22 protein-coding genes, 1 tRNA gene and 1 pseudogene are annotated in these 21,846 nt (G+C 69.8%); 18 read left to right on the forward strand and 6 right to left on the reverse strand.

Annotated features, from left to right (window positions below; all coding sequences use genetic code 11):
* Positions 1 to 12: 12 nt before the first annotated feature.
* The gene (gene tatA / locus RHOOR87_RS0104900; protein WP_015448330.1) at positions 13 to 213 is read left to right on the forward strand and encodes a twin-arginine translocase TatA/TatE family subunit; all 201 of its coding nucleotides are present in this window, start codon (positions 13 to 15) and stop codon (positions 211 to 213) included.
* A gap of 37 nt (positions 214 to 250) precedes the next feature.
* Here tatA and dapE read toward each other — a convergent pair whose 3' ends face one another.
* The 4 genes from dapE to dapD form a co-directional block, all read right to left on the reverse strand.
* A complete protein-coding gene (gene dapE, locus RHOOR87_RS0104905) occupies positions 251 to 1,399 on the reverse strand; it encodes a succinyl-diaminopimelate desuccinylase (RefSeq protein WP_015448331.1) in 1,149 nt (382 codons plus the stop codon).
* A gap of 70 nt (positions 1,400 to 1,469) precedes the next feature.
* Entirely contained in the window at positions 1,470 to 1,967 is a 498-nt protein-coding gene (locus tag RHOOR87_RS0104910; RefSeq protein ID WP_007507655.1) for a DUF2165 domain-containing protein, read from the reverse strand.
* Between the two features lies 1 nt (position 1,968).
* Positions 1,969 to 2,325, reverse strand: coding sequence for a Spx/MgsR family RNA polymerase-binding regulatory protein (locus RHOOR87_RS0104915; protein WP_015448332.1), 357 nt, complete (start codon positions 2,323 to 2,325; stop codon positions 1,969 to 1,971).
* On the reverse strand, positions 2,322 to 3,149 hold the full coding sequence (gene dapD / locus RHOOR87_RS0104920) for a 2,3,4,5-tetrahydropyridine-2,6-dicarboxylate N-succinyltransferase (protein ID WP_007507650.1): 828 nt from the start codon (positions 3,147 to 3,149) through the stop codon (positions 2,322 to 2,324). The genes RHOOR87_RS0104915 and dapD overlap by 4 nt, the downstream gene beginning before the upstream one ends.
* A 234-nt stretch (positions 3,150 to 3,383) precedes the next feature.
* Here dapD and RHOOR87_RS0104925 point away from each other — a divergent pair, with 234 nt between their 5' ends.
* Positions 3,384 to 3,662, forward strand: coding sequence for a hypothetical protein (locus RHOOR87_RS0104925; protein WP_015448333.1), 279 nt, complete (start codon positions 3,384 to 3,386; stop codon positions 3,660 to 3,662).
* An 86-nt stretch (positions 3,663 to 3,748) separates the two neighbouring features.
* On the forward strand, positions 3,749 to 4,072 hold the full coding sequence (locus tag RHOOR87_RS0104930; protein ID WP_015448334.1) for a hypothetical protein: 324 nt from the start codon (positions 3,749 to 3,751) through the stop codon (positions 4,070 to 4,072).
* Positions 4,073 to 4,171: 99 nt separating this feature from the next.
* Here the strand turns inward: RHOOR87_RS0104930 and RHOOR87_RS0104935 are convergent.
* Together RHOOR87_RS0104935 and uvrB are read right to left on the reverse strand one after the other, a co-directional pair.
* A tRNA-Val gene (locus RHOOR87_RS0104935) sits at positions 4,172 to 4,246 on the reverse strand.
* A gap of 88 nt (positions 4,247 to 4,334) precedes the next feature.
* The gene (uvrB, locus tag RHOOR87_RS0104940; protein WP_015448335.1) at positions 4,335 to 6,359 is read right to left on the reverse strand and encodes an excinuclease ABC subunit UvrB; all 2,025 of its coding nucleotides are present in this window, start codon (positions 6,357 to 6,359) and stop codon (positions 4,335 to 4,337) included.
* Between the two features lie 159 nt (positions 6,360 to 6,518).
* Between uvrB and RHOOR87_RS0104945 the strand changes: the two genes are divergently transcribed.
* From RHOOR87_RS0104945 to RHOOR87_RS0105010, 15 genes and pseudogenes are all read left to right on the forward strand, one after another.
* The gene (locus RHOOR87_RS0104945; RefSeq protein ID WP_081602825.1) at positions 6,519 to 7,073 is read left to right on the forward strand and encodes a GspH/FimT family pseudopilin; all 555 of its coding nucleotides are present in this window, start codon (positions 6,519 to 6,521) and stop codon (positions 7,071 to 7,073) included.
* A gap of 110 nt (positions 7,074 to 7,183) precedes the next feature.
* On the forward strand, positions 7,184 to 7,945 hold the full coding sequence (locus RHOOR87_RS0104950; RefSeq protein WP_007507639.1) for a glucose 1-dehydrogenase: 762 nt from the start codon (positions 7,184 to 7,186) through the stop codon (positions 7,943 to 7,945).
* Between the two features lie 25 nt (positions 7,946 to 7,970).
* Positions 7,971 to 8,408, forward strand: coding sequence for a universal stress protein (locus RHOOR87_RS0104955; protein WP_007507635.1), 438 nt, complete (start codon positions 7,971 to 7,973; stop codon positions 8,406 to 8,408).
* Positions 8,409 to 8,445: 37 nt separating this feature from the next.
* A pseudogene (locus RHOOR87_RS20700) lies at positions 8,446 to 9,240 on the forward strand (HAD-IC family P-type ATPase); the annotation flags it as partial.
* Between the two features lie 76 nt (positions 9,241 to 9,316).
* A complete protein-coding gene (locus tag RHOOR87_RS18995) occupies positions 9,317 to 10,963 on the forward strand; it encodes a cation-translocating P-type ATPase (protein ID WP_231381727.1) in 1,647 nt (548 codons plus the stop codon).
* Positions 10,964 to 11,170: 207 nt separating this feature from the next.
* On the forward strand, positions 11,171 to 11,800 hold the full coding sequence (locus RHOOR87_RS0104965) for a TetR family transcriptional regulator (protein ID WP_015448338.1): 630 nt from the start codon (positions 11,171 to 11,173) through the stop codon (positions 11,798 to 11,800).
* 2 nt (positions 11,801 to 11,802) lie between these two features.
* Positions 11,803 to 12,222, forward strand: a complete 420-nt coding sequence (locus RHOOR87_RS0104970; RefSeq protein WP_015448339.1) for a hypothetical protein — start codon at positions 11,803 to 11,805, stop codon at positions 12,220 to 12,222.
* Positions 12,223 to 12,253: 31 nt separating this feature from the next.
* Positions 12,254 to 13,288, forward strand: coding sequence for a secretion protein HlyD (gene hlyD, locus RHOOR87_RS0104975; RefSeq protein ID WP_015448340.1), 1,035 nt, complete (start codon positions 12,254 to 12,256; stop codon positions 13,286 to 13,288).
* Between the two features lies 1 nt (position 13,289).
* Entirely contained in the window at positions 13,290 to 15,056 is a 1,767-nt protein-coding gene (locus RHOOR87_RS0104980; protein ID WP_027484406.1) for an ATP-binding cassette domain-containing protein, read from the forward strand.
* Complete coding sequence (locus RHOOR87_RS0104985; protein WP_027484407.1) at positions 15,053 to 16,219, forward strand: ABC transporter permease; 1,167 nt, start codon at positions 15,053 to 15,055, stop codon at positions 16,217 to 16,219. Before RHOOR87_RS0104980 ends, RHOOR87_RS0104985 begins: the two co-directional genes overlap by 4 nt.
* Positions 16,220 to 16,223: 4 nt before the next feature.
* Positions 16,224 to 17,342 carry an ABC transporter permease gene (locus tag RHOOR87_RS0104990; protein WP_015448343.1) on the forward strand — a complete coding sequence of 373 codons (1,119 nt, stop codon included), beginning with the start codon at positions 16,224 to 16,226 and terminating at the stop codon, positions 17,340 to 17,342.
* 32 nt (positions 17,343 to 17,374) lie between these two features.
* Positions 17,375 to 18,892 carry an efflux transporter outer membrane subunit gene (locus tag RHOOR87_RS0104995; protein WP_015448344.1) on the forward strand — a complete coding sequence of 506 codons (1,518 nt, stop codon included), beginning with the start codon at positions 17,375 to 17,377 and terminating at the stop codon, positions 18,890 to 18,892.
* 85 nt (positions 18,893 to 18,977) lie between these two features.
* Complete coding sequence (locus tag RHOOR87_RS0105000) at positions 18,978 to 19,460, forward strand: hypothetical protein (protein ID WP_231378399.1); 483 nt, start codon at positions 18,978 to 18,980, stop codon at positions 19,458 to 19,460.
* 72 nt (positions 19,461 to 19,532) lie between these two features.
* Positions 19,533 to 20,948, forward strand: a complete 1,416-nt coding sequence (locus RHOOR87_RS0105005; RefSeq protein WP_027484408.1) for an MBL fold metallo-hydrolase — start codon at positions 19,533 to 19,535, stop codon at positions 20,946 to 20,948.
* Positions 20,945 to 21,799, forward strand: a complete 855-nt coding sequence (locus RHOOR87_RS0105010; protein ID WP_027484409.1) for a TIGR00730 family Rossman fold protein — start codon at positions 20,945 to 20,947, stop codon at positions 21,797 to 21,799. Before RHOOR87_RS0105005 ends, RHOOR87_RS0105010 begins: the two co-directional genes overlap by 4 nt.
* The last annotated feature ends 47 nt before the right edge of the window (positions 21,800 to 21,846 follow it).

Genomic DNA, 21,846 nt, shown 5'->3' on the forward strand with positions numbered 1-21,846 from the left:
GGAATCCGGAACATGCTCGGACTGAACAGTTTTTCGCACTGGATCGTGCTGCTCGTACTGGTACTGCTGGTGTTCGGCACCGGCAAGCTGCGCCATGCCGGCCGCGACCTCGGCAGTGCCATCGCCGATTTCCGCAAGGGGCTCAAGGGCGGCCCACCGGGCGACACGTTGCCAGCGGCACGGTCGGATGCCGGCGACGAGCCGAGGCCCTGATGCGCTGACCCTTCCTGCGCGAAGCCCGACACAGGGGCTAGCCGGATCGGGTCCCGGTCAGTAGCCGCTCGCACACGGCACGGTACAGCCGCGGCAGCAGTTCCAGCTCATCCAGCGCCACGCACTCGTCCACCTTGTGGATGCTGGCGTTGACCGGGCCAAGCTCCACCACCTCGGCGCCGAGCGGCGCGATGAAGCGGCCATCCGAGGTGCCGCCGCCGGTGCTTTGCTCGGGATCGATGCCGCACAGCTCGCGGCATACCGCCACCACGACTTCGCGCAGCACGCCGCCGGGCGGAGTGAGGAACGGTTCGCCGGACAGGTTCCAGTCCAGCGCGAAGTCCACGCCGTGCCGCTGCAGGATCGCCTCGGTGCGCGCGCGCAGGTCGTCGGCGCGGCTGGCGGTGCCGTAGCGGAAGTTGATCAGCGCGGTGAGTTCGCCGGGAATCACGTTGTTCGCGCCGGTGCCGGCGTTGAGGTTGGAGACCTGGAACGAAGTGGGCGGGAAGTCGGCGTTGCCTTCGTCCCAGCGCGTGGCCGCGAGTTCGGCCAGCGCGGGGGCGAACGCGTGGATCGGATTCGACGCCTTCTCCGGATAGGCCACGTGCCCCTGCACGCCGCGCACGACGAGCGTGCCGGAGAGCGAGCCGCGGCGTCCCACGCGGATCAGGTCGCCCAGTGTTTCCTTCGCCGACGGCTCGCCCACCACGCACCAGTCGATGCGCTCGCCGGTGGCGCGGAAGCGTTCGGCCACCTTGCGCACGCCGTCGAGGTTGGTCGGACCTTCCTCGTCGCTGGTCAGCAGCAGGCCGACCCGGCCGCGATGGTCGGGATGCGCCGCCGCGAACTGCTCCAGCGCCACCACCATCGCCGCCACCGAGCCCTTCATGTCGGCGGTGCCGCGGCCGTATAGACGGCCATCACGCACGGTCGGCTCGAACGGCGGACTCTGCCACGCCGCTTCCGGGCCGCTGGGTACCACGTCGGTATGACCGAGGAAGATCAGCGTGGGACTGCTCGCGCCGTGGGTGGCCCACAAGTTGTCTACCTCGCCGTGGCGCAGGTATTCGATGGCAAAGCCGGCACGCGCCAGCCGCCCACCGACCAGCGGCAGGCAGCCGGCGTCCTCCGGCGTCACCGAACGGCGGCGGATCAGGTCACGGGCGAGTTCGAGCACGTCGGACATGGGATTCACGGAACGGGCGGCAGGCGGCAGGCGCCGGCGCAGCATAGCAAGCGCGGCGGAACGTGCGCCCTCAATCGTCGCACTCCCCATCGTGCTGGCCCAGGAAGAGCAGCGCGGCCAGCAGCACCACCACGAAGCGGAACGCACTGGCCAGGCCGTTCCATTGCGTGGACATCCACATGCCGAACCATTCGCCGCCGATCGCCATGAAGCCGCCCAGCCACAGCAGCACGCCGAGCGTGAGTCCGGCTACGGCGGGCCGCATGGCACGCCGGAACGTCGCCGCGGGCGTGCGGCGCGTGTGCCACAGGCGCCAGGCGCCAGCGCCGCACAACGCGGCGGCCAGCGTTTCGGCGGCAATGATCAGCACGTAGGCGGCGTGCTGCAGCAGCGGCGCGTGGATCGCGCGGTAGTGGATGGCGGCGTCGGGGAAGATCGAATCCATCGCCAGCACGTGCTGCACGAAGGCGAGGTTGCTGCCGTAGTCGGTAAGGTTGCCGAACGCGACCAGCCCCAGCCACAGCGCGATCGTCGCCACCAGCGCGATCTTCGAGAGGCGCAGCGTCATGTCAACGCCCGAACAGCTTCTTGAAGCCGTTGTCGCTGAAGCCCACGCTTACCGTGCCGTCCGGCAGCAGCACCACCGGACGGCGGATCAGCGCGGGATATTCCTTCAGCAGCAAGGTCCACTCCGGGTCGCTGCCGGGGTTCTTGCGTTGCGGCAGCAGGTTGCGCCAGGTGGTGGAGGACCTGTTGACCAGCTGCTCCCAGCCGCCGAGCTGCGCCGCCCAGTGTTTCAGCGTCGCCGCCGGCACCGGGGTGGCGCGGTAGTCGACGAAATCGTGCGCCACGTCGAAGCGGGCCAGCCAGTTGCGCGCCTTGCGGCAGGTGTCGCAGGTCGGCAATCCGTACAGGGAGGGTTTCATTCGCCGCTCCTGAGCAAGTCGTTGATGCTGGTCTTGCCGCGGGTCTTCGCGTCCACCTGCTTGACGATGACCGCCGCGTACAGGCTGTGACTGCCGTCCTTCGCCGGCAGGCTGCCGGCGACCACCACACTGCCGGCCGGCACCCGGCCGTAGCTGACCTCGCCGGTCATGCGGTTGTAGATGCGGGTGGACTGGCCGAGGAACACGCCCATGCCGATCACGCTGCCCTTCTCCACCACCACGCCCTCGACCACTTCCGAGCGCGCGCCGATGAAGCAGCCATCCTCGATGATGGTGGGGTTGGCCTGCAGCGGCTCCAGCACGCCGCCGATGCCGACGCCGCCGGACAGGTGCACGCCGGCGCCGATCTGCGCGCAGGAGCCGACCGTGGCCCAGGTGTCGACCATGCTGCCAGCGCCGACGTAGGCGCCGATGTTGACGTAGCTGGGCATCAGCACCGCGTCCTTCGCGATGTGCGCGCCGCGGCGCACCAGCGCGCCGGGCACCACGCGCGCACCGAGCTGCTGCAGTTCGGCGTCGTTGCCGTGGGCGAAGCGCAGCGGCACCTTGTCGAAGGCCTGCGCCGGGCCGCCGTCGACCACGCGGTTGTCGTTGATGCGGAAGTACAGCAGCACCGCCTTCTTGAGCCACTGGTTTACCGTCCAGTCGCCGTGGCCGTCCGGCTCGGCGACGCGGCGCTCGCCCGATTCGAGCAGGTCCAGCACCTGGCCGATGGCCGGCCGCAGGTGGGTCTCGATTTCGGCCTGGGTGAGCGCATGGCGACGCTCGAAGGCGTCGTCGATCAGGGTTTCGATGGCTTGCATGGGACTCGTTCGCTTGGGGCCGGGACGGCGGCCACGGCAGGGTTCGGCCATCCGCGATGGCGGGTGCGCCATTCTTCCACAGCCGGCCCGCACGCCGCGAATCGGAGCCCGGCCAGGCGGGGGCGCAAGATTCCATTTTCACCGTGCCAAGACGAGAGCCGTGCCCATCATGCGCCAAGGCCCGCGACCGCCCCGCGGCGCCCCTCCGCCAACCCGCCCCGGGGGGATCACGACATGCGCGAACAGATCAACGAGGGTTCCATGGTTTTCATCGCCGACGGCAGCGAAGGCATCGGCTCCGTCCGCGAGATCCGGCACGGGCTGCCCGAGCTGCTCGTCTACATCGAGAACGCCGGTGATTTCGTGGTGCCGATGTCGGCCGTCAAGGCGATCCACTCCGGCAAGATCGTTCTGGACTTCGACCACCTGGACCTGCGCCTGCGCAACGCCATCCGCCATGCGCGCGATTCGGAGGACCCGAACTACATCTCACCTTCGTCGGAGGATGAATAGGGAATGTACCCGTCGGCCCGTCGCCGGCGGCAAGCGCGGGTTTGCCGATACGATGGGGCTTTCCGTGGAAGGGTCGCTCGCGCCGCATGACCGACAAAGACGAGGACGGGCTCAACCGGCAACTCGACCGTTTCGAGCGGGAACTGCCGCCAGGCATCGGCCGCAGCCTGCGCTGGTTGCGCGAACCGTCGGCGCGCTGGGTACGCCTTCCAGTGGGGTTGCTGCTCATCGGCGGCGGCATCTTCAGCATCCTGCCGGTCCTGGGCCTGTGGATGCTGCCGCTCGGCCTGCTGCTGCTGACGCAGGATCTGCCCTTCCTGCGCCGCCCGATGCGACGCGCGCTGCTGTGGGCGGAACGGCGCTGGGTACGGTGGAAGCAGTCCCGCCGCCCGCCGCAAGGCAGGGACTGAAACCCGTTTCCCGATGGGTATATGGTTCGTTTGCGTGTTGGTTGCGTGCCAAAAAGCAAAAAGGCCACCCGGTAAAGATGGCCTAAGTGCTTGATATATTGGTGGGCGGTACAAGGATCGAACTTGTGACCCCTACCATGTCAAGGTAGTGCTCTACCGCTGAGCTAACCGCCCGTATCGCGCTTGACCAGCCACGCGAGCCGCGCAGTATACGGCAGCCGCCGGTGCTCGACAATATCCCGCCGGCCATGCCGCTGCCGGCTCAGCGCAAGGCCTGCTCGCGCAACTGGTGGATCTGGTCGCGCAGGCGAGCCGCATCCTCGAACTCGAGGTTCTGCGCGTGCTTGTACATCTGCGCCTCCAGCTTCTTCAGCAGGCCTGCCGCCTGCGGCGCGCTGAGTCCCGCGTAATCGGCCGCCTGTTCGGCCACGGCAGCGCGCCCGCGCGCGGATGACTTGCCGCCGCGGCGATTGCCGACCTCGCTGCGCGCGCCTTCCATGATGTCGGCGATGCGCCGCACGATGGTGGTCGGGGTGATGCCCTGCTGCAGATTCCACGCCACCTGTTTCTCGCGGCGGCGGGCGGTCTCGCCCATCGCCGCCTGCATCGAGCGGGTGACGTTGTCGGCGTACAGGATCGCCTTGCCGCGCACGTTGCGGGCAGCGCGGCCGATGGTCTGGATCAGCGAACCGGTGGAACGCAGGAAGCCTTCCTTGTCGGCGTCGAGCACCGCCACCAGCGACACCTCGGGCATGTCCAGCCCCTCGCGCAGCAGATTGATGCCGACCAGCACGTCGAATTCGCCCAGACGCAGGTCGCGGATGATCTCGCTGCGCTCGACCGTCTCGATGTCCGAATGCAGGTAACGCACCTTCACGTCGTGCTCGGCCAGATATTCGGTGAGATTCTCGGCCATGCGCTTGGTCAGCGTGGTGACCAGCACGCGGTCACCGATCGCCACGCGCTTGTGCACTTCGCTGAGCAGGTCGTCGACCTGGGTGCGCACCGGACGCACCTCGACTTCCGGGTCGACCAGGCCGGTCGGGCGCACCACCAGCTCGGTCACCGCGTCGCCGGATTTGTGCAGCTCGTAATCGCGCGGCGTAGCGGAGACGTAGATCGCGCGCGGCACGCGTGCCTCCCATTCCTCGAAGCGCAGCGGCCGGTTGTCCATCGCCGACGGCAGGCGGAAACCGAACTCCACCAGGGTTTCCTTGCGCGAGCGGTCGCCCTTGTACATCGCGCCCAGCTGCGGCACGGTGACGTGCGACTCGTCGACCACCAGCAGCCCGTCGGCCGGCAGGTAGTCGAACAGCGTGGGTGGCGGCTCGCCCGGCGCGCGCCGGGTCAGGTGGCGCGAGTAGTTTTCGATGCCCTGGCAGTAGCCCACCTCGGCCATCATCTCCAGGTCGAAGCGGGTGCGCTGTTCCAGCCGCTGTGCCTCGACCAGCTTGTTTTCGCGATACAGATATTCCAGCCGCTCCTTCAGCTCGACCTTGATCGTCTCGATCGCGTTCAGCACGCTCTCGCGCGTCGAGGCGTAATGCGTGCGCGGATAGACCGTGTAGCGCGGTATCTTGCGGATCGTCTCGCCGGTGAGCGGGTCGAACAGCGCCATGTCCTCCACTTCGCCGTCGAACAGTTCGATGCGCAGCGCCTCGGTTTCCGATTCGGCCGGGAACACATCGATGATCTCGCCGCGTACGCGGTAGGTACCACGGCGCAATTCCATCTCGTTGCGGGTGTACTGCAGCTCGGTCAGCTGGTGGATCAGCTTGCGCTGGTCGATCCGCTCGCCCTTGGCCAGGATCAGCCGCAGGCTCAGGTAGTCCTCCGGATTGCCCAGGCCATAGATCGCCGACACCGTGGCCACGATGATCGAATCCCGCCGCGATAGCAGCGCCTTGGTCGCCGACAGCCGCATCTGCTCGATGTGCTCGTTGATCGAGGCATCCTTCTCGATGAAGGTGTCCGACGCCACCACGTAGGCTTCCGGCTGGTAGTAGTCGTAGTAGCTGACGAAGTACTCCACCGCGTTGTGCGGGAAAAACTCGCGGAACTCGCCGTACAGCTGCGCGGCCAGCGTCTTGTTCGGCGCCATCACGATGGTCGGGCACTGCACCCGCTCGATCACGTTGGCGATGGTGTAGGTCTTGCCCGAACCGGTGACGCCCAGCAGGGTCTGCGCGGCCAGGCCGGCCTCGAAACCTTCGGTGAGGCGGGCGATCGCCTGCGGCTGGTCGCCGGAAGGCTGGTAGGGGGCGACGAGTTCGAAGCGGTCGGTCATCGGCTACAGATGTGGGTGGGATGGCGCATTTTAAATCGCCCCTGCTGACAGCACGCGTCAGCAGGCACCGACACCCGGATGGCGGGCGGACGGCTGCCCGGACGAAGGCCGCGCCCTAGCATGCCTCTCCGGGACCATGCAGGAGGCGATGCCGTGTCGATGTCAAGGAATCCCAGGCCGCTGCGCCGGCAACGCGGAGTGACCCTGATCGAGCAGATCATGGTGCTGGCCATCATCGCGGTGCTCATCGGCATCGCCGCGCCGCCCTTGCGGCAACTGCTGAGCCGCAACACGCTGCGGGTCGCCCAGACCGATTTCATCGCCGTCCTGCGGCACGCCCGCGAGACGGCAGTGATGAGCGGCAAACGCACGCTGCTGTGTCCCACCCGGGACGGCAGCCGCTGCAGCGATACCACCAGCTGGGAGAGTGGCTGGCTGCTCGGTCGTGACGGCGACGGCGACGACCAGCCCGACGGCAGCCCCTTGCGCGTCGGCAGCGGCTACGGGGGCAAGCTGCTCATTCGCAGCAGCAGCGGCCGGCATGTCGTGCGCTTCCGCCCCGACGGCAGCGCCAGCGGCAGCAATATCACCCTGCTGTTCTGCCAGCCGTCCCGCGCAGCCGACGCCCTGGCCGTGGCGGTTTCCAACGCCGGTCGTATCCGCGGCGCGCCCGCCAATACCGCCCAGGTCGCCAGCTGTGCCCAGCTGAACTGAGCCATGGCGGCGCCATCCGCATGACGGCATGGCATTCCCTTGACTCCGATCAACACCCGGGCGCGCCGCTGCGCACATGCTGTGCTCCGACTCCCCGAGCAGGCATGCCCATGGACAGACTGAGCGGCAAGGTGGCGCTGGTGACCGGCGCAGCCATGGGCATCGGTGCGGCCTGCGTGCGCCGCCTGCTGGAAGCGGGCGCGCGAGTGGCCCTGGTCGACCTGCACGACGGGCCGGGGCAACAGCTGGCGGCGGAGTTCGGCGACGCCGCACGCTACTTCCATGCCGACGTCTCGGTGGAAGCCGAGGTAGCCGCGGCGGTCGCCGCCACCGTAGCCGCGTTTGGACGGCTGGACGTCCTGGTCAACAACGCGGGCATCGCCGGCGCGAACAAGCCCACCCACGAGCTCAGCGAGGCCGAATGGGACCGGGTACAGGCGATCAACGTGAAGGGCGTATTCTTCTGCACCAAGCACGCGATCGCGCCGTTGCGCGCAGCCGGCGGCGGCAGCATCGTCAACCTGTCGTCGATCTACGGCCTGGTTGGCGCGGCCGACTCGCCGCCCTACCATGCGTCCAAGGGTGCGGTGCGGCTGATGAGCAAGACCGACGCGATGCTGTACGCCGCCGATCGCATACGGGTCAATTCGATCCACCCCGGCTTCATCTGGACGCCGATGGTGGAGCAGCACATCGCCTCGATGGGCGGCGACCCCGCACAGCATCGGCGCGAAACCGGCGCACTGCATCCGCTGGGCCACATGGGTGAGCCGGACGACATCGCCTGGGGCGTGGTCTACCTGGCTTCCGACGAATCGAAATTCGTGACCGGCAGCGAGCTGGTCATCGATGGCGGGTATACCTGCCGCTGATCTTCCCGAGCAAGAGGAGTTCACCATGTTCAAACACATCCTGCTGCCCACCGACGGTTCCGAGCTGTCCATGCGGGCGGTCGACACCGGCATCGAGCTGGCCGCCAAGCTCGGCGCCCGCGTGTATGCGTTCCACGTCATCGCCCCCTTCCCTGCCTCGGTCTACTTCGCCGAGTTCGTCGTGGCCAACGAGCCGAGCTATACCCGCGAAGCCATCGCCAACGGCGAACGCTACCTGGCCGACGTGCGCCAGCGTGCGCAGGCTGCCGGGGTTCCGTGCGAGGGCAGTTACGAGATCGACGCCCGCCCCTATTCGGCCATCGTCGGCGTCGCCCGCAAACAACAGTGCGACCTGATCGTGATGGCCTCGCACGGCTGGCGCGGCTTCGACCGCCTGCTGCTGGGCAGCGAGACGCACAAGGTGATCCTCAACGGCGATTTGCCGGTGCTGGTGTGCCGCTGAGCAGCGATACCGGCGGGGGCGGTCAGCGAGTCGACGCATGAGCGAAGCACCCCCCCGACTGGCCGGCCGTCCCGGCCTCGATCCGGCCGAGGCCGCGCGGCGGCTGGCCGAACATGGCCCCAACCTGCTGCCGGGCAGCACGCCGAAGAGCCTGTTCGGGATCGTCCGCGGCGTGCTGACCGAACCGATGTTCCTGATGCTGCTGGTCGCCGGCGGTCTGTACCTGGCACTGGGCGACCGGGCCGAAGCGGCGTTCCTGCTGTCGGCCGTATTCGTGGTCATCGGCATCACGCTGATGCAGGAACGCAAGACCCAGCGGGCGCTGGAGTCATTGCGTGAGCTGTCCGCGCCGCGTGCGCTGGTGCTCCGCGGCGGCGAGGAAATCCGCGTGCCCGGTCGCGATGTGGTGGTCGGCGACCTGCTGGTCTTGCACGAGGGCGACCGCATCGCCGCCGATGCGCTGCTGCTGGACGGTCACCTGGACGTCAACGAGTCGCTGCTCACCGGCGAGGCGGTGCCGGTGACCAAACTGCCGGGTGCGGAGGCCGGCCAGCTGTTCGCCAGCACCGTGGTGACCAAGGGTGTCGGCGTCGCCGAGGCCCATGCCGTCGCCGGATTCACCGCGGTCGGCCGCATCGGGCAGGCGCTCAGCACCACCGTCGAACCCGTCTCCGGCCTGCAGCTGGCTTCGCGCCGGCTGATCCGCCAGCTCGCCACCGGCGGACTGCTGCTGGCCACGGCGTATGCGCTGCTCGGCTGGCTGTGGGACGGCCACGGCCTGCTGCAGAGCGTGCTGGCCGGCATCGCGCTGACCATGGCGATCCTGCCCGAGGAGATCCCGGTGATCCTCACCGTGTTCCTCGCACTCGGCGCGTGGCGGATATCCCGGCACAAGGTGCTGACCCGCGGTGGAAACGCTGGGCGCGATCTCGGTGCTGGCGGTGGACAAGACCGGCACGCTGACGCAGAACCGCATGCAGGTGGCCGAACTGGACCTGGTCGGCGACACCTTCCGCGACGCCGGCGCCGACGAGCTGCCCGAGCCGTTCCACGAGCTGGTCGAGTTCGCCATGCTGGCGACGCCGGCCGATCCGTTCGACCCGATGGAAAAGGCGATCCAGCAGTTCGGGCTGGGTTGGCTCACCGACACCGAACACGTGCACGCCGAGTGGGCGCCGGAATTCGAATACGCGCTGTCGCCGGACATCCTGGCAATGACCCGGGTGTTCCGCGGCGACGCGCGCGACGCGCACCTGCTGGCCACCAAGGGCGCGCCGGAGGCGGTGATCGACCTGTGCCACCTGGACGCCGGGCAGGCCGCCGCGATCCTGCAGCGGGTCGAGGCAATGGCCGAGCGCGGCCTGCGCGTGCTCGGCGTGGCGCGCGGCGAGTGGCAGGGTGCCGCTTGGCCGCGCGGCCAGCACGACTTCGACTTCCGCTTCCTCGGCCTGCTGGGCTTCGTCGACCCGCCGCGCCCGGAAGTGCCGGCGGCGATCGCCGAATGCCGCGGTGCCGGCGTGCGCGTCATCATGATGACCGGCGACCACCCGGCCACCGCGCGTGCCATCGCGCGCGAGGTGGGGCTGAGCGAACGCGCCGAGGTGATCACCGGCGCGGAGTTGGCCATGCTGGACGACGCCGCGCTGGGCGAGCGCCTGCGCCACGTCGACCTGTGCGCGCGGCTCCAGCCCGAACAGAAACTGCGTCTGGTGCAACTGCTGCGCGCAGACGGCGAGGTGGTGGCGATGACCGGCGACGGCGTCAACGACGCGCCCGCGCTGAAGGCCGCCGACGTCGGCATCGCGATGGGCGAGCGCGGCACCGACGTGGCGCGCGAGGCGGCGGCGCTGGTGCTGCTGGACGACAGCTTCGCCAGCATCGTCAGCGCGATCCGCCAGGGCCGGCGCATCTACGACAACATCACCAAGGCCACCCGCTTCGTGTTCGCCGTGCACATGCCGATCATCGCGCTGGCGCTGGTGCCGACCCTGCTGCACTGGCCGGTGCTGCTGATGCCGGTGCACATCGTGCTGCTGGAGCTGTTGATCGACCCGGCCTGCTCCGTGGTCTACGAGGCCGACCCGGCCGCGGACGACATCATGCAGCGGCCGCCGCGTGTGCCGTCGGACTCGCCGTTCGCCGCCGCCAACCTGCGCTACGCGGTGATCCAGGGGCTCGGCTTTGCCGGCCTGCTGCTGCTCGGCTACGGTCTGCTGCTCGGTCAGGGCCTGGACGCGGCGCAAAGCCGCAGCGCGGTGTTCATTGCGCTGGTCGCCGGACTGTTCCTGCTGACCCTGGCCAATCGTGACCTGTCCCGCCCCGCCTTCAGTCGCATGCCGGCGCGCAACCCCTGGCTGCCGCGGATGTTCGGCGCGGTGGCGCTGATGCTGGCGGCCGTGGTCGGGCTGCCGTTCCTGCGCGGCGTGATGGGCTTGGCGGTGCCGGGCGCACTCGCCCTGCTCGCCACCGCCGGCATGCTGGCCGCCGCCGTCGTCTGGCTGGAACTGCTGCGCCGCGCGGCACCCGGCGTGGCGCGAAAGGCCGCGGCGCGCTGAGACGGCCACGTCGCACCGCCGAGGGTGCGGGCTCCCGCGCGCCAGCGCCGCCCTGTCCGGGCCGCCCGGTTCGCCGCGGAGCACGAGCATGCCGCTCCCTGCGGCGGCGCGAGCCGGCACAACCTGCCCACTGAAAGCCACGTCACTCCCGTTGACAACCGCTCCAGTTTGCGTAAGATAGTAACTAATTACTCACTGAAACGAGCCATGGCCACGAACATCCCACGCAAACACCTGCCGGCGGACGAGCGCCGCGCGGTCACCGTCGAGGCGGTCGTCAAGCTGGCCGCCGAACAGAACCCCAGCGAGATCACCACCGCGGCGATCGCCACCTCGATGAAGCTGACCCAGGGCGCGCTGTTCCGCCACTTCCCGAACAAGGACGCGATCTGGCAGGCGGTGATGGAATGGGTCGCCGACCACCTGCTGGCGCGGGTGGAGCGCGCCGCGCGCGACGCCGCGGGCCCGCTGGCCGCGCTGGAGGCGATGTTCATGGCGCACATCGCCTTCGTCGCCGAACACCCGGGCGTACCGCGCATGCTGTTCGGCGAGCTGCAGCGGGCCGAGGACACGGCCACCAAGCGGATGGTGCAGACCATGATCCGCCGCTACGGCGAGCGCCTGCGCACGTTGATCGAGGAAGGCCAGGCCGCCGGCGAACTGGACCCGCAGCTGGACCCGGCCGCAGCGGCCACGCTGTTCATCGGCAGCATCCAGGGCTTGGTGATGCAGGCGCTGCTGGCCGGCGACACCCGCCACATGCGCAAGGAAGCGGCGGGTGCGTTCGCGATCTACCGCCGCGGCATCGCGCGCGCCGCCCGCCGGTCGAGGACATGAAGATGACGGCTCACCCGCAACACCGCGTCTGGATCCGGCTGATGTCGCTGATTGCCATCGGCTTCGGCCTGCTGACCCTCAGGGAAGGCGGCGCAGTCCTGTTCGTGGACGGCGCCGCGCGCCAGGCCGCCGGCCATTACGTGCCGTTCGTGCTCTGGTTCAATTTTCTGGCCGGGTTCGCCTACGTCGTCGCCGGCGTCGGACTGTGGCTGCGCCGTCGCTGGGCGGCGTGGCTGGCGCTCGCCATCGCGCTCGCAACGGCGCTGGTCTTCCTCGCCTTCGGCTTGCATGTGGCCTTGGGCGGTGCGTGGGCGCATCGCACGCCGGTCGCCATGACCCTGCGCACGCTGGTGTGGCTCGGCATCGCGGTCCTGGCCCGGCGTTCGTCGGCGAACGCAGTGCCGGTGGCGCACACGCGCTGAACACCTCTCCTCACGTGGAAAACCCGTCGCGATGAAAACCCCGAGCCTTCCCACTGGAAAAACCCGCTGGATCGCCATCGCCATCGCGGTGATCGCGCTGGGCGGCCTCCTGGTGTTCTGGCTGTTGCGCGACCGCGGCAACCCGGACGTGCTGCGCCTGTACGGCAACGTCGACATCCGCGAGGTGGAGCTGGCCTTTCGCCAGCCCGGCCGCCTGACGAACATAGCCTTCGACGAAGGCGACGCCGTCACCAAGGGCGCGGTGATGGCGCAGCTCGACGCCACGCCGTACCGCGAGAAGCTGGCCGCGGCCGAAGCCGAGCTGGCGGCGGCGCAGGCGCAGCTGGACAAGCTGCACAGCGGCAACCGCCCGCAGGAAATCGCCCAGGCCCGCGAGCAGGTCCGCCAGGCGCAAGCCAGCGCGGACGAGGCCGCGCGCAACTTCAGGCGCCAGGACACCTTGCTCAAGTCCGGCGCCAGCAGCCAGCGCGCCGCCGACGCCGCCCGCGCCGCGCGCGACCAGTCCGCCGCCAACCTGGCCGCGGCGCAGGCCTCGCTGTCGCTGGCCAGCGCGGGCTTCCGTCGCGAGGACATTGCCGCCGGCCAGGCGCGCGTGGCCGCCGCCGAAGCCGCCGTGACCCAGGCGCGCACCGCGGTGGCCGATGCCACGCTGGTTGCGCCCAGCAACGGCGTCGTGATCGCCCGCGTGCGCGAGCCGGGCAGCATGGTGGCGAGCAGCACGCCGGTCTACAGCCTGAGCCTGCGCGATCCGCTGTACCTGCGCGCGTACATCGGCGAGGCGGATCTGGGCCGCATTGCGCCGGGCACCAAGGTACGCATCCACACCGATTCCTCCACGACCGTCTATCACGGCCAGATCGGCTTCATCTCGCCGCGTGCGGAATTCACCCCGAAGACGGTGGAGACCGCCGACCTGCGCACCGATCTGGTCTACCGCCTGCGCGTGGTGGTGTCCGACGCCGACGAGGGCCTGCGCCAGGGCATGCCGGTGACGATCGATATCGACACCGCCGGCGCGGCCGGCCAACCCGCGCGAGGGCGTTGAGATGAGCCCGCAGCCGGCCAGCGCCACGCCGCACCAGCAGGGCGATGCCGCCGTGATGATCGAGCGCGTCGACAAGCGCTTCGGCGCGATCCGCGCGCTGCGCAAGCTCAGCGCCACGATCCGCTACGGCCGCCTCACCGGCCTGGTCGGCCCCGACGGCGCCGGCAAGACCACGCTGATGCGGATCATGACCGGGCTGCTGGTTCCCGACGCCGGCAGCGTCAGCCTGGCCGGCTTCGACGTGGTGAAGGACAACGATGCCATTCACGTCGCCAGCGGCTACATGCCGCAGCGCTTCGGCCTGTACGAAGACCTGTCGGTGATGGAGAACATGCGCCTGTACGCGCGGCTGCGCGGCATGGATGCGGACCGCCACGCCGACCTGTTCGCCGAGCTGCTCGAGTTCACCCGGCTCGGGCCCTTCACCAAGCGCCTCGCCGGCAAGCTCTCCGGCGGCATGAAGCAGAAGCTCGGCCTGGCCTGCGCGTTGATGGCGCGGCCCAAGGTGCTGCTGCTGGACGAGCCCGGCGTGGGCGTCGACCCGGTCAGCCGGCAGGACCTGTGGCGCATGGTGCAGGCGCTGACCGACGAAGGCATGGCGGTGGTCTGGTCCACCGCCTACCTCGATGAGGCCGAGCGCTGCGAGAGCGTGCTGCTGCTCAATCAGGGCAAGCTGCTGTTCGATGGCCCGCCGCAGACACTCACTGCGCAGCTCGAAGGCCGCAGTTTCCGCCTCGAGAACGTCGGCGCCGAGCGCCGGGCGGTGCTGACCCAAGCGCTCGACCTGCCCAGCGTGAGCGATGGCGTGATCCAGGGCGCCGGCGTGCGCGTGGTGCTGCGCGAGGGCGCCGACACCGAGCAGATCCAGTCACTGGCCGACCAGGCGCGGGTAGAGCTGGCGCCGGTACCGGCACGCTTCGAGGACGCCTTCATCGATCTGCTCGGCGGCGGCCCCGGCGGCACCTCGGCCCTGGCCGAGCACCTGCCGCCGGTCGAACTGGGCTCGGACATCGCCGTCTCCTGCCGCAACCTGACCAAGCGCTTCGGCCCCTTCACCGCCACCGACAGCGTCAGTTTCGAGGTGCACAAGGGCGAAATCTTCGGCCTGCTCGGCCCCAACGGCGCAGGCAAGTCCACCACCTTCAAGATGCTGTGCGGCCTGCTTAAACCCACGACGGGCGAGGCGCACGTGGTGGGCCTGGACCTGCGCCGCGCCACCGGCGCGGCCAAGAGTCGCCTGGGCTACATGGCGCAGAAGTTCTCACTGTACGGCCTGCTCTCGGTGCGGCAGAACCTGGAGTTCTCCGCCGGCGTGTACCAGCTGGAAGGCGCCACGCGACGCGAGCGCATCGAGGAGATGATCGCCACCTTCGACCTCGGCGGCTGGCTGTCCGCCACGCCCGACTCGCTGCCGCTCGGGCACAAGCAGCGCCTGGCGCTGGCCTGTTCGCTGATGCACCGCCCGCCCGTGCTGTTCCTGGACGAGCCCACCTCGGGCGTGGACCCGATCACCCGGCGCGAGTTCTGGACCCACATCAACGGGCTGGCGCGCAAGGGCGTGACCATCATGGTCACCACCCACTTCATGGACGAGGCCGAATACTGCGACCGGGTGGCCATGCTCTCGCGTGCGCGCCTGATCGCGCTGGACACGCCCGACGCGCTCAAGCGCATGGCGATCACCCCGCAGCGGCCGGACCCGACCATGGAGGATGCCTTCATCCATCTGGTGCAATCCGCCGACCGCGACATCGAGGCTGCCGCATGAACGCCGCCGCACGCAAGCAGGGCGATGGCGCGCTGCCGACCGGCTCGCGGCGTTTCGACCGGCGGCGGCTGATGGCCCTGGTGGTCAAGGAAAGCCATCAGGCCCTGCGCGACCCCTCGACGCTGCTGATCGCGTTCGTGCTGCCGGTGGTGCTGCTGCTGCTGTTCGCCTATGCGGTGTCGCTGGACGCCAAGAACGTGCGCGTAGGCGTGGTGCTGGAATCGCCGGGCGCTTCGGCACAGTCCCTGGCAGCGGCCTTTTCGGGCACCCGCTTCCTCGACGTGCACTTCGCGCACGACCGGCGCGAAGTGGCCGACCAGCTGGTCTCCGGCGCGCTGCGCGGCTACGTGGTGATCCCGCAGGATTTCGAGCAGCGCTTGGCCCGGCGCGGCAGCGAGCCGCTGGTGCAGATCATCACCGATGGCTCCTACCCCAACACCGCCAACTATGTGGAGAACTACGCCCGCGGCGTGGTGCAGTCCTGGCGCGCCGGCCGCGGCGCCGCCGCGCCGCAGCAGGCCGTGATGCTGGAGCCGCGCTACTGGTTCAACCCCGAGCTGGAGAGCCGTCGCGCGCTGATCCCCGGCGCCATCGCCATCGTCATGACCATCATCGGCACCATGCTCACCGCACTGGTGGTGGCGCGCGAATGGGAGCGCGGCACCATGGAGGCGGTGCTGTCCACGCCCGCCTCCGTGGCCGAGATCCTGATCGGCAAGCTCTTGCCTTACTTCGTGCTCGGCATGCTGTCCACGCTGGGTGCCGCGGCACTGGCGGTGTTCGTGTTCGGCGTGCCGCTGCACGGCTCGCTGGCGGCCTTGCTGCTGTTGTCGGCAGTGTTCATGGTGCCGGCGCTGGGCCAGGGCCTGCTGATCTCGTCGCTGGCGCGCAACCAGTTCCTGGCGGCACAGATCGCACTGTTCACCGGCTTCCTGCCGGCCTTCATGCTGTCGGGCTTTTTGTACGAGATCGACGCCATGCCGGCGCCGATCCGCGCCGTGACCCATCTGATCCCGGCGCGCTATTTCGTCGAATCGCTGAAGACGGTGTTCCTGGCCGGCGACATCTGGGCGGTGTTCGTGCCCAACCTGCTGGCGATGGCGGCGATCGGCGTGGTGTTCTTCGGGCTGGCCAAGCGCGCCACGCGCAAGAACCTGGAGTAGCGCCGTGTCCGGTTCCCTGCTCAGCTTCACCCGCCTGCGCGCGCAGTTCGTCAAGGAAATCCTGAGCATCCTGCGCGACCCGCGCAGCCGCATGGTGGTGTTCGTGCCGCCGATCCTGCAGCTGCTGGTGTTTGCCTTCGCCGCCACGCTGGAAGTGCGCAACGTCGATATCGCCGTCTACAACCAGGACGCCGGCCGCTGGTCGCACGAGCTGGTGCAGCGGATGGACAGCGCCCGCTTCATCACCCACGTCCGGCCCGTGGACAGCCAGCGGCAGCTGCACGAACTGATCGACCGCGGCCAGGTCATCGCCGCACTGGCCATCCCGGCGGATTTCTCGCGCACGATCGCCGCCGGCGGCAGCGGCCGCGCGCAGGTGCTGGTCGATGGCCGGCGCAGCAACTCCGGCCAGATCACCGTGGCCTATCTCTCGACCATAGCCGCCGAGGTCGGCGCCGCGGTCGTGCCGGGCACGCAGACGCCGAACCCGGTCGTCGTGCGCCACTGGTTCAACCCGAACCTGGTCTACCGCTGGTTCATCGTGCCGGGCCTGACCGGTATCCTGGCGCTGTTCAGCGCGCTCCTGATCACCTCGCTGTCGATCGCGCGCGAACGCGAGCTGGGCACCTTCGACCAGTTGCTGGTGTCGCCCACCTCGACGCCGGAAATCATCATCTCCAAATCGCTGCCGGCGCTGGCGATCGGCACCTTGCTCGGCCTGTTCATGATCAGCGCCGGCGTGTTCCTGTTCGGCATCCCCTTTACCGGTTCGTTCGGCCTGCTGCTGGCGAGCCTGGTGCTGTTCATCCTGTCGGTGGTCGGCATCGGTCTGATGATTTCCGCGGTCAGCGCGACGCAGCAGCAGGCTATCCTCGGCGCCTTCGCGATCGGCGTGCCGGCGGTACTGATGTCCGGCTTCGCCACACCGGTGGAAAACATGCCGGTGGCGCTGCAATGGCTGGCGCAGGCGATTCCGCTCACCCACTTCCTGGTCATCGTCGAAGGCACGTTCCTGAAGACGATGCCGGCGCTGGACATCCTCGCCAACCTCTGGCCACTGGCCGTGATCGCGCTGGTGACGCTGACCCTGGCCACGCTGCTGGTGCGCAGCCGCCTGCAGTGACCGCCACCCAAGCCATGCCTGAAGGAGTTGCCATGACCTGCTCATCCAATCGCCGCTGCCGAGCGCCCCGCGTGGCGGCCGTCGCGCTGGGCACGCTGTTGCTCGGCGCCTGCGCCGCCGGCCCCGACTACCGCGGGCCACCGAAGGTCGACACCGGCCATGGCTGGACGCAGCCGGACACCGCCGCGCCGGCGCCGGCCAGCCTGCCCACCTGGTGGACCACGCTGGGCGATCCGACGCTGGAGCGGCTGGTCGCCACGGCGTTGGCGGACAACCTCGACCTGCGCCAGGCGCAGGCGCGCATCGCCGAGGAGCGTGCCCTGCGCGATCGCACCGCCGGCGGCCATGCGCCAACCGTGGGCGCCGGTGCCAGCGTGACCCGGCGCCGGCAGAGCAAGAACGGTCCGCTGCCGATCGGCGCCATCCCCGGACTGGCACGGGACCAGACCATCCACGACGCCGGCTTCGACGCGGCTTGGGAAATCGACCTGTTCGGCGCCACCCGGCGCGCGGTGGAAGGCGCCGAGGCGCGCCTGCAGGCCGCGCAGGACGATGCCGCCGGCGTGCGCATCAGCATCGCCGCCGAAGTGGCGCGCAGCTACCTCAGCCTGCGCGGCGCGCAACGCGAGCTGGCCGCGCGCGAAGCTTCGGTGCAGGCGCTCGCGCAGACGGCGGACCTGGTCGGCCAACGCTTCCGTGCGGGCGACGCGGCGCAGGCCGATGTCGATGCCGCGCAGGCGCGGCTGGACGCCGCCTCGGCCGGCCTGCCTGCCATCCAGGCGCGCGCGCGTGCCGCGGCGCTGGGCCTGGGCGTGTTGCTGGGCGCGCCGCCCGAGCGCGAGCTGGCCCTGCTCGACACCGCCGCTGCACCGATCACGCTGGCGCCGATCCCGGTGGGCCAGCGCGCCGACATCCTGCGCCGCCGGCCGGATGTGCGCGCAGCCGAGCGACGCCTGGCCGCACGCACTGCCGACATCGGCGTGGCGACGGCGGAGCTGTTCCCGAAGCTGTCGATCGGCGCCAGCGGCGGCTTCCAGGCGCTCGATGCGAGCCAGCTGTTCGACTCCGCCAGCCAGCGCTTCTCGCTCATGCCGCTGATCTCCTGGCGCGTGTTCGACGGCGGCCGCGTGCGCGCGGAAATTCGCGCCAGCGAGGCACGCGAGCAGCAGGCCGCGCTCGCCTACGAGAAGGCCGTGCTGACCGCGCTGGGCGACGCGGAGCGCGCGCTGGGCGACTACCGGCTGGGCGTGGAGGCGGTACGGCTGCAGCGGACCGCCCTCGACGCCGCGCGGCGCAGCTACGCCCACGCGCAGGCACGCTACGCCGCCGGCGACATCGCGCTGACCGACCTGCTGGCCGAAGAGCGCGTGCTGCGCGACGCCGAAGACGGTTACGCACGCACGCATACCGCCGCGGCGATCGACCTGGTAGCGCTGTTCAAAGCGCTGGGCGGCGGCTGGGATGCCGACGCTGGCGATGCCGATACCCGCGGCCAGGAAAAGGTCGGGGCGCGGTCGCCGGCACGGCAGGAGCAGCCACCCCATGGGTGACAGGCAACCGCAACGCCTGCGCAGGCACTGCCGGCGCCGCGACGGCGCGTGCCGGACGGACGGCTACTTGCGATGGATCCTGCGCGTGCCCTTGGTGATCACGGCACTGGTCGGCGGGTCGCTGTCCTTCGCGCAGGCCATGGCCGCCGACGCACGTCCCCCGGATGCCGTCGCCCCACGCCAGCTCCAGCTCGACCACGGCCAGCGATGGCCCGCCGATCCCGCGTTGCGCGAAGGCATGCGGCGCATCCGCGCCGTCGCACTGTGGATGCAGCAGGCGCAGGCCGAGGGTTCGCTGTCGGCACGGCAATCCCGCGCCGCCACCGCATCGATCGAAGACAGCGTGGCCGCCATCGTCGATCATCCTCCCCGCGGCGGCGGCATGGACGTCAACCTGCGCCTCCTGCTCGGCCGCGTGCTCGCCGCCGACGGACTGCCGCAACTGCTCGACTCGCTCGAACTGTACCCGCGCTATTTCGACGACCCGGGCTGGCAGCCGCTGACAGCCAACCCAGCCGCCGACCGGGGATCACCCGACCAGGCATCCACCCAAGCCACACCACCCTGACCGCCCGATCGCCGGCTACCACCGGGCAGCCTTGCCGCCGGCGCGACTGAACGAATCCGGAGAACCGCCTCCATGCAGATCACCTTTCTCGGCGCCGCCCGCGAAGTCACCGGCTCCTGCTTCCTGATCGAGACGACCACGACGAGGTTCCTGGTCGACTGCGGCATGTTCCAGGGCGGACGCGAAGCCGCCCAGCGCAACCGGCAAGCGTTCGGGTTCGATCCGTCGACGATCGATTTCGTCCTGCTGACGCATGCGCACATCGACCACAGCGGCCTGCTGCCCAAGCTGACGCGCGCCGGCTTCCGCGGCACGATCCATGCCACCGCCGCCACCGCCGACCTGCTGCAGGTGATGCTGCCGGACAGCGCCCACATCCAGGAAATGCAGGCGCTGCGCGCGCAGCGTGGCGCCCGCGGCGCGCGCGACGCGCAGGCCATCGCCGCACCGCTGTACACCCTGCGCGACGCCGACGCCTGCCTGCGCCAAGTGCAGCCCCACGGCTACGGGCGTGAGTTGCGGCCACACGCGGATGTCCGCTGCCGCTTCCGCGATGCCGGCCACATCCTGGGTTCGGCGATCCTCGAGGTCTGGGTCAGCGAAGGCGAGCGGACCACCAAGCTGGTGTTCAGCGGCGATCTCGGGCAACCGGGCCGGGTGATTCTGCGCGACCCGACGCCGATCGCCGAGGCGGACATCCTGTTCGTCGAATCGACCTACGGCAACCGCCTGCACAAGGACCTTGCCGCGACGCAGGAGGAGCTGATCGACGTGGTCGAACGCACCCTGCCCCGCGGCAACGTGATCGTGCCGGCCTTCGCGGTGGGCCGCACCCAGGAGGTGCTGTACCACCTGCACCACCTGAGCCGGGAAGGGTGGCTGCGCGACCTGCGCATCTTCGTCGATTCGCCGATGGCCGCCGAGGCCACCCGGATCACGCGGCAGCACCTGGAGCTGTTCGACGAGAACGCCGTGCGCCTCGCCGGCTGGCACGCGCTCGGCAAGGACCTGCCCTACCTCAACTTCACCGGCAGCGTGGAGGAGTCCATCGCGCTGAACCAGATCCGCTCCGGCGCCATCATCATCTCCGCCAGCGGCATGTGCACCGCCGGCCGCATCCGGCACCACCTGCGGCACAACCTCGGGCGGGCCGAATGCAGCGTGCTGATCACCGGCTTCCAGGCCCAGGGCACGCTGGGCCGGCGGCTGGCCGACGGCGCCGACCAGGTGCGGCTCTTCGGCGAGGATATTCCGGTGCGCGCCGCGATCCACACCGTCGACGGCTTGTCCGCGCACGCCGACCGGAACGCGTTGCTGGCCTGGACCGCCGGCTTCGCGCGACCGCCGGCGCAGACCTTCGTGGTGCATGGCGAGGAGATGGCGGCGCAGGCGCTGGCCAGCGGGCTGCGTGTGCGCCCCGGCTGGAACGTGACCGTCCCTGCGGCGGGCCAGCAGGTGCACTGGCACGGCAGCGGAGTCCCGGCATGAACGGCAGCGACGACAGCAAGCGGCGGCAGGAGGCGATCGTGCACGGCGAGGCCTACCGGCTGGCGCAGGAAGACGTCGCGTTTCTCGCCAGCGACGAACTGCGCGGCGTGCGCCTGCAACTCGAATTGCTCAAACCCGAGATCTCCTTGCACGCACACGCCATCCGTTCCACCGTCGTGGTCCTCGGCAGCTCACGCACCTGTTCGCCCGAGCAGGCCCAGGCCGACGTGGTGCGGCTCGCGGCTCGCGCGCAAGTCCATCCGGACGAGCCGGGGCTGGCGCGCGAACTCGCCGCCGCACGGCGCCAGCTGGCCGGCGCCCGCTACTACGAGGAAGCCCGCCGCTTCGCGGAAATCGTCTCGAGCCGCTTCCAGCGCGAGGGTCGGCGCGATTTCGTGGTGGTGACCGGCGGCGGCCCGGGCATCATGGAAGCGGCCAATCGCGGCGCCTATGAGGCGCGCGCGCGCTCGATCGGGCTCAACATCACGCTGCCGCAAGAACAGCAGCCCAACAGCTGGATCACCCCGGAGCTCGCCTTCCGCTTCCATTATTTCGCCGTGCGCAAGATGCACTTCATGATGCGTGCGAAGGCACTCGTCGCCTTTCCCGGCGGCTTCGGCACGCTGGACGAGTTGTTCGAAGTGCTGACTCTGGTGCAGACCGGCAAGATGCCGCGCCTGCCGATCGTGCTGGTCGGCAGCGCCTTCTGGCGCCGCGCCTGCGACCTGGCGTTCCTGATCGAACAGGGCATGCTCGACCCCCGTGACGCCGAACTGCTCAGCGTGGTCGAGAACGCCGAACAGGCCGTGGCCGCCATGCATGCGTTCTACGACGGCGAGCCGCCGGCATGAGCGCGCCTTCCGGCAGCGCAACGCGCCAAGCCGGCCTACCCTCCGGA

Source organism: Rhodanobacter sp. OR87, assembly GCF_000473345.1.
In the GTDB taxonomy this organism is placed as follows: Bacteria; Pseudomonadota; Gammaproteobacteria; order Xanthomonadales; family Rhodanobacteraceae; genus Rhodanobacter; species Rhodanobacter denitrificans.